6 protein-coding genes and 1 pseudogene are annotated in these 6411 nt (G+C 58.2%); 2 read left to right on the forward strand and 5 right to left on the reverse strand.

The genetic code is table 11. The annotated features are described in order from the left end of the window. A partial coding sequence (locus ACH2EH_RS02960) for an NAD-dependent epimerase/dehydratase family protein (protein WP_395138799.1) occupies positions 1-827 on the reverse strand: 827 nt, incomplete at its 3' end. Positions 828-880: 53 nt separating this feature from the next. Here ACH2EH_RS02960 and ACH2EH_RS02965 point away from each other — a divergent pair. Beyond that, positions 881-1834 carry a radical SAM protein gene (locus ACH2EH_RS02965; RefSeq protein ID WP_395138802.1) on the forward strand — a complete coding sequence of 318 codons (954 nt, stop codon included), beginning with the start codon at positions 881-883 and terminating at the stop codon, positions 1832-1834. Here the strand turns inward: ACH2EH_RS02965 and ACH2EH_RS02970 are convergent. Next, positions 1831-2331, reverse strand: a complete 501-nt coding sequence (locus ACH2EH_RS02970) for a GNAT family N-acetyltransferase (protein ID WP_395138805.1) — start codon at positions 2329-2331, stop codon at positions 1831-1833. The genes ACH2EH_RS02965 and ACH2EH_RS02970 overlap by 4 nt on opposite strands. Positions 2332-2449: 118 nt before the next feature. Here ACH2EH_RS02970 and ACH2EH_RS02975 point away from each other — a divergent pair, with 118 nt between their 5' ends. Beyond that, a complete protein-coding gene (locus tag ACH2EH_RS02975) occupies positions 2450-3100 on the forward strand; it encodes an HAD family hydrolase (protein ID WP_395138808.1) in 651 nt (216 codons plus the stop codon). Here the strand turns inward: ACH2EH_RS02975 and ACH2EH_RS02980 are convergent. From ACH2EH_RS02980 to ACH2EH_RS02990, 3 genes and pseudogenes are all read right to left on the reverse strand, one after another. Beyond that, complete coding sequence (locus ACH2EH_RS02980) at positions 3089-3676, reverse strand: hypothetical protein (protein WP_395138810.1); 588 nt, start codon at positions 3674-3676, stop codon at positions 3089-3091. The genes ACH2EH_RS02975 and ACH2EH_RS02980 overlap by 12 nt on opposite strands. Further along, the gene (locus tag ACH2EH_RS02985) at positions 3651-4400 is read right to left on the reverse strand and encodes a glycosyltransferase family 2 protein (RefSeq protein WP_395138813.1); all 750 of its coding nucleotides are present in this window, start codon (positions 4398-4400) and stop codon (positions 3651-3653) included. The genes ACH2EH_RS02980 and ACH2EH_RS02985 overlap by 26 nt, the downstream gene beginning before the upstream one ends. Then, a pseudogene (locus tag ACH2EH_RS02990) lies at positions 4379-6411 on the reverse strand (hypothetical protein); the annotation flags it as partial. The gene ACH2EH_RS02985 and the pseudogene ACH2EH_RS02990, both read right to left, overlap by 22 nt.

Here is a 6411-nt window from a genome sequence, read left to right on the forward strand (position 1 = left end):
ACGGGAACAGCCTCAGGGAGTCCCCGCGCACTCTTACGAAAGATACTATGATCGCCCGTGGTCTGAATATCGCGTCCGTAGCGGGTGCAGATGCGAAACGCATCCCGCTGGGCAGGAGGATGCTCAATGTAGGCACTGGCATCCCGTAGAGAGATCTCACCCGTCGCGGGGTCGAAGGCGGGAACTTTCAGCGACTCGGGGAGGAGCTCACCGGATCGCAGAGAGTCTGCCAGCTCACCCGCAGAGGTCAGGTGGAGCGTACCACCTTGAAAAGCGCAGATCGTCTCATGCGCCAGGACACTGTTAAAGATCCGAAAAATCTTGGTATCCACGCCCTTAAAGCGCCGATAGGCCATGATCAGCGCCTCGGAGAAGCGCTTGGACTCATCATAGACACTCCGGATACCGATGGGATTCACGTTCCCCCAGTACTCCTCAGGCTGGGGATGTACCAGCGGATCGCCGTAGACCTCGCTGGTCGAGGCCATCAGAAAAACCGCGTTCTTTGCCAGAGCAAGCTTGAGCGACTGGTGTGTCCCCTCACTATTGACCATCATGATCTCGATGGCCTTGGTGGTGAAGTCCACCGGTGAGGCAGGCGACGCCATGTGAAAAACAAAGTCCACCGCCCCCTCAATCTCATAGGGCTGACAAACATCTTGCTCAATAAAAGTAAACTTAGGGTTGGTCACCAAGTGGGCGAGATTATCCCGTGAGCCCGTAATAAAATTATCAAGCGCAACAACCTCGTGGCCTGCGGCCAGCAAACGATCACACAGGTGCGAGGGCAGAAAACCTGCTCCTCCAGTAACAACAGAACGGGGCATGAAGTGTCCTTTCGGATAAAAACTGTCCCATTCTACCGCGATAAACTGATCCCATGACACCGCTAACCCTCTATCCCGAGAAATCCACCGAGCGCACCCGCTGGATTCTTAAGCAGCGCGGCCCGAAAACGCCCCACACTCCCACGCTCCCCTACGGCAACTTTCTCGAAGCGGAACCCGGCCCCGATGGCACGCCCTGGCTCTGCCACACACTGCTGCTCACCAACCGCGAGTGTGCCTTTCGCTGCCTGATGTGCGATCTCTGGCAGGACACACTAGACACGCCAACGCAGCCGGGCGCAATTGCTGCGCAAGTGCAAGAAGCACTGTCAGTACCCGGAGTCGCACGTGCCCTCAAGCTCTATAATGCGGGGAGCTTCTTCGATCCCGGCCAGGTACCGCGCGAAGATTACTCCGAAATTGCTGCGCACATCCGAAACTCTGAGTTTGATCGCGTGATTGTCGAGAGCCACACCGCATTTCTGGGCGGAAAGCACGCTGAGCATGTTCTCGCCTTTCGGGATGCCATCGCACCCGCGACCCTAGAAGTGGCGATCGGGCTGGAGACAGTGCATGAACAAGTGTTAGAGAAGCTCAATAAGCACATGAGTGTGGAGGACTTTCGCCAGGCGGCGAGGTTTCTGGCGGAGAACAAAATCGCACTCCGGGTGTTCCTTCTGGTGCGCCCGCCGTTTTTGAGCGAAGACGAAGGGGTAGAGTGGGGCTGTCGCTCGCTGGACACGGCGTCTGCGTGTGGTGCGACCTTTGCGGCGCTCTTGCCCACTCGTGCGGGCAACGGGGCGCTGGAAGCGCTTGCTTTGCAGGGGCACTACGCGCCGCCGACCCTCCCGAGCCTGGAGGCGTGCCTGCGCTACGGGCTGGGTTTAGGCACAAAAATGCGTGTCACAGCGGATCTTTGGGATATCGAGCCCTTTGTCCACAACGACGACGACCGAGCCTGCGTGGCGCGCATCGCCGCGATGAACACGAATCAACGAGAAAACTAGAAGGCGAGGCGCATGGTGATTTCGTTTGGAGTGGCGAGCACCACCTCAAAGCCAAGACGCTCATAAAGGCGCTGGGCAGGGTTGCCCGGCGTGACACTCAGGCTCACGGCGGGGAACTGCAGCTGGGCCTGCTCCAGAGCGGCGACAAGAAGCCGGGTGCCAATCCCGCAACCACGCCACTCCGGCAGAACAGAGATGGAGAGCTCGGGCGTCAGGTCATCCACATAGCCATAGCCCGGTGTTTCATGAGAAAAAAGACGCAGCCAGGCTGCTCCGAGAAAGTAGCCCTGGTCTTTGAGAGCGAGCATCCCCTGGTCACCAAAGCGCTGCCCCCAGCCGTCAATGTAGTGGGCAAGCTCAGGCAGCAAGAGAACATCGCGTGAGAGCGGTGCCTCTTTTGCGGTGGTATAGAGAGCCCGGTACAGAGCTTCCGGCAAAAACGATGCATCGGAGGGGGTGAGTGGACGGACAAGCAGACCTGAGAGCGGTGAGACCATTATAGGATTCTTCCTAGAGCAAGCCCCGTGCCAGAGCGTAACCAGATCCCCGTATCTCCCGTTGGTGTTCTATGGATAAAAACAACTTCCGGCGACTTTTCTTGGGTATCATCACCCTATGTTCCCTCACCCTTCTGCGATCTTGCTGGATCTCGACAACACGATCTACGTCTATGCGCCCTGCCACGAAGCCGGGCTCAAAGCGGCTTTTCTGGCGAGTGGTGAAGCCGACGAAGTGGCGTTTCGCGCCGACTATGCCACTGCTCGCAACCAAGCCAAAAAACTCATCGCCGACACGGGCGCGGCGCACTGCCGCTTGCTCTACTTCAAGCGCTTGCTAGAGAATCGCCTCGGCCATACGGCACTGCCCGAAACACTGGCACTGTACAAAGCCTACTGGGACGGCTACCACGCCGCGATGCAGCTCGACCCCGGTGTGCGCGAGCGACTCACTCTTTGGCAAGAGGCTGGTATTCCCACGGCTTGGATCACGGACTTCACCACCGAGCAGCAGCTTCGCAAGCTCAAGACGCTGAAGATCGAGAACCTCGTCACCTATCTCTTCACCGCTGAGGAAGTCGGGGCCGTCAAGCCCGACCCGCGCGGCGTGGACGAAGCCCTTGCCCGGTTTGGGATCGCGCCCGGCCCGCAGGTATGGTTCATCGGCGACGACACCAAGCGCGACCGGGGCGTTGCTGAGGCACGCGGCCTGACATTTATTTACCGGGATCGCGACGATGTGGATTTCTGGATAAACCTACTGCCATAATGGCGCACACGCGAGGCTGGTCATGACGGCATCGAGCGAGAAATCCAGCGCGGCGAGCTGGTTTTTGTAGCCTGCAATATCCTGTGGGCGGCCCCAGCGCTCTGGGCAGACAAGGCAGGTCTTGAGGCCCGCAAGCTGGGATTTCATGGTTTCATCGAGCGGCAGGCGAGTGTTGGTATCAATCCAGACCCAGTCCACGCGCTCTTTGTAGGCAAGAGCCGTCTCGATACTCTCGTCCTCAGAGTAGCGCACCGCGATGTTTCGCTCGCCCTGACGGCTTGCGCGGTAGAGATAGGGAAACTCGACATCCAGCAGAAAATACCGCTCGATGCCCCGCTCTCGCACAAGTCGCAGAACCTCACTCTCAATTCCGGCCTCTTTGATATTGAGCACGAGCAAGCCGTGTTGGTAGGCGTCTAGGTAGTCCACAAACGCGTCGGCGTCTCTATCGTGAAACGCATCATGGTGCAGATAGAGTTCACTGCCCCGTGCCCGTAGATCAATCTCCACGCCAAAATGCACGGGAACCCTGCACAAACCCGCCAAACTATTAATACGATGTACGACGATTTCCATGGCTTGTTTTCAGCTTTCTCCGAAGCTCAAAAATATACCCCAGCGTTCGCTTAATGAGCTTGAGTTTTCCCTTCATTGTCCCACCGCCCTTGGCCTCGCCGTGCTCACGCTTACCAAAAACAACCTCGTGTTCGAGCAACGTGTAGCCGCGCTTCTTGGCTTCGTAGAGAAAGAATAAGTCAAGCGAGAAGTCGGTTGGGGCATCGTCGAGAACCGTGAAAAAGCTGCGGGGGAAGAGCTTGGGCTGGGCGTTGATGTCATAAAGTCGCTGCCCGAGCGCAGCGCTGGAGAGCCAAGCCATCCCCGAGGTGAAGAACTCATCTAAAAGCGGGCGGTTCTTGCGCTTGCCCTTTACAACTGTGCGTTCAGGATCGGCACTCTGGATAAGCTTCTCGTAGGCCGCCAGAATATCACGCGGGTCGGTCTGCATGTCCGCGTGGGACCAGGCAATAAATTTCCCCTGCGCAGCGCGAACGCCGGTGAGAATTCCGTGTCCGTAGCCCAGGTTTTTCTCGACACTGACCACGCGAATCGGGAGTGTGTGCGTCTTTTGCAGCTCTGCAAACACCATCGCCGAGTTATCCGTGGAGCCGTTGTTGACCAGCAGCACCTCGATACCGGACTGGGCTTGCAGAATCTTGTTCAGTACAGCGTAGATATTGGGCAGATTGCCCGACTCGTTGTAGCAGGGCAAGACGATACTCAGTGCGGTGTAGTCATCCATGGGGCAACTTTCAGGCGTGATGAGAGGCAGAGCAGGAAGATAAGCTGCGTGCAGCCCTCCAAGCCTTCCTCGAAGTGAAATGCGGCGCTGAGCTCATCGGGGTTGGCAATGAGCTGGGCGGCAAGCTCGGCAAGCGTGTTGGATGCTATCGTCCCCTCCAGCTCTAAAGTCTGCCAGCGTCCATCCAGAAAAGGCTCGTACTGGCGAATGCCGACTCCTGAGTCGCTAAGCAGCTCGACAAGACGGGAGAAGTTGAAGCTATTGAGGGCTTTAAGGTGTAGGCAGAGCCCCGGGGCGGTGTCGTAGTCGTCGGGCTGGAGTGGCTCGATAGTGCGCCAGGAGATAATTAAATCCGCAAGCTCCCGCTGGGCCAGAATATATTTTTCGCGATCCGCAGTGCGCTTATCGAGCTGCGCCAGCACTTGCTCGGTGGTGTAGCCACGCTCAGCTCTATCACGCTGCACTTTCCAGAGGCGACGGACATCCTCTTGCGGATCAAGAAAAATCCGCAGATCGTAGAGGGTACGTAGCTGCAGGAGGGAGAGCGAGTGCAGGCCCTGAAACAGAATAAAGGGCTTGGGGGCCACGGCGGTCTCTTCCGTGAAGCGGCCCGTGGCGTGGTCGTAGTGCGGCTTGTAGATCGTGTTGTCGGCAGCCAGCGCGAGGGCGTGCTCCACTTGCTGGTGAAGATTGTTCGCGCGGACATCGAGGTGCGAGTAGGTCTTCCAGGACTCATGCCCACGCGGCCACTTATGGTAGTCATCGCCCGCGATCACCTCAAGCTGCGCCGCCCCAAGAAGCTTCTCAATGCCGTAGGTTAGCGTGTCTTTACCGGAGCCGCTATCGCCCGCCAGCCCAATCAGCACGGGCCGGTTCCGATCCTGGTAGACCTGGTTGCTCCGCACGCCAAAGAGGTAGGTGGAGAGAGTCACCCCCGCCAGTCCCGCCTCAAAGATCGTGAAAGAAAGACTTGGCCAGAGAGTGTTATTGCAAAGCGCACTACTAAAGCTCCCTTGCCGCGCCGCCAGCTCCGGGGCAACGAGCCTCAGCGACTCTAGCACATCCGACTGAGGGCCCAGTACGAAGTTTAAGAAGTACCCGACGGTCAGTAGTGCGTAGGGCAGTCCGTACTGTTTAGGCTGACGGCAGAGCACGGTGATCAGAAACGGCAGACTCCAGAGAATATAGGCAGGACGCGGCGGCACGAGCAGCACCAGGGTCGCAAAGACTAAGTTTAAATAGACCAGCAACAAGTCCCAGTTACGCTTGGGGTAGCAGAAAAAGCGCACACAGAGCAAGAGGATCACCAGGGGCGCGATCAGCACTCCTTGCCCCGAGCTTCCGCCCACAGGAAGCCGCAAGGCGAGCAGGCGGCGGCTCTCCTCGGTGCCAAAGACCATCTGCCGAAACTCGGAGTGCGCCACAAAGGGATAGAGAAAGACCACGAGCACCGAGAGCGCGATCACGGCGTAACGGGTAGCACTCTTCCAGCCTTTTTTCTGTGCCACATAGATAAAGAAAAATGGCGCAGCCGCAAGCAAGTGCGCCTTGGTCGCCAGCGCAAAGCCCAGCCAGAGCGCGGCGCTTCGGTAGCGCTCCTGACGCAGGCTCGCTAGGGCGCAGAGAAACAGCGCGGTCGGGATGATGTCAAGCTGCCCGTGCCAGTAGCAGATATAAATCACCACGGGGTTACACCAGTAGAGCCAGAGCACGCGCGATCTTTCCCGAGGAAACCAGCCAAGCAAGACGCCCAGTATCGCCAGATCGCACAGGAGCAGAGGCAGCCGAAAGACAAACAAGTGCGCAAAGCTCACGGTCTCGACACCGCCCGGCAGAAAGGCTGCGAAGAGCTGGCGCGGCACCGTGAGCACGTAGAGCATCAGGGGGTTGTAGGGAAAGAGATCCGTTCGTCCCTGCGCCACAAAGTGCTGGTAGGGATCCTGGTAGCCCGAAAGAACATAGTAGTTCACAAACGGAATAAACAGCTCCCGCAGGTAGTGCGACGCGAAAA

The organism is Armatimonas sp., from assembly GCF_043760365.1.
GTDB lineage: Bacteria > Armatimonadota > Armatimonadia > Armatimonadales > Armatimonadaceae > Armatimonas.

What these genes read in the sequence shown, in the direction of transcription:
- ACH2EH_RS02965 (WP_395138802.1), top strand. Translation starts at nt 881, where the DNA reads ATGACACCGCTAACCCTCTATCCCGAGAAATCCACCGAGCGCACCCGC.
- ACH2EH_RS02970 (WP_395138805.1), bottom strand. Translation starts at nt 2,331, where the DNA reads ATGGTCTCACCGCTCTCAGGTCTGCTTGTCCGTCCACTCACCCCCTCC.
- ACH2EH_RS02975 (WP_395138808.1), top strand. Translation starts at nt 2,450, where the DNA reads ATGTTCCCTCACCCTTCTGCGATCTTGCTGGATCTCGACAACACGATC.
- ACH2EH_RS02980 (WP_395138810.1), bottom strand. Translation starts at nt 3,676, where the DNA reads ATGGAAATCGTCGTACATCGTATTAATAGTTTGGCGGGTTTGTGCAGG.
- ACH2EH_RS02985 (WP_395138813.1), bottom strand. Translation starts at nt 4,400, where the DNA reads ATGGATGACTACACCGCACTGAGTATCGTCTTGCCCTGCTACAACGAG.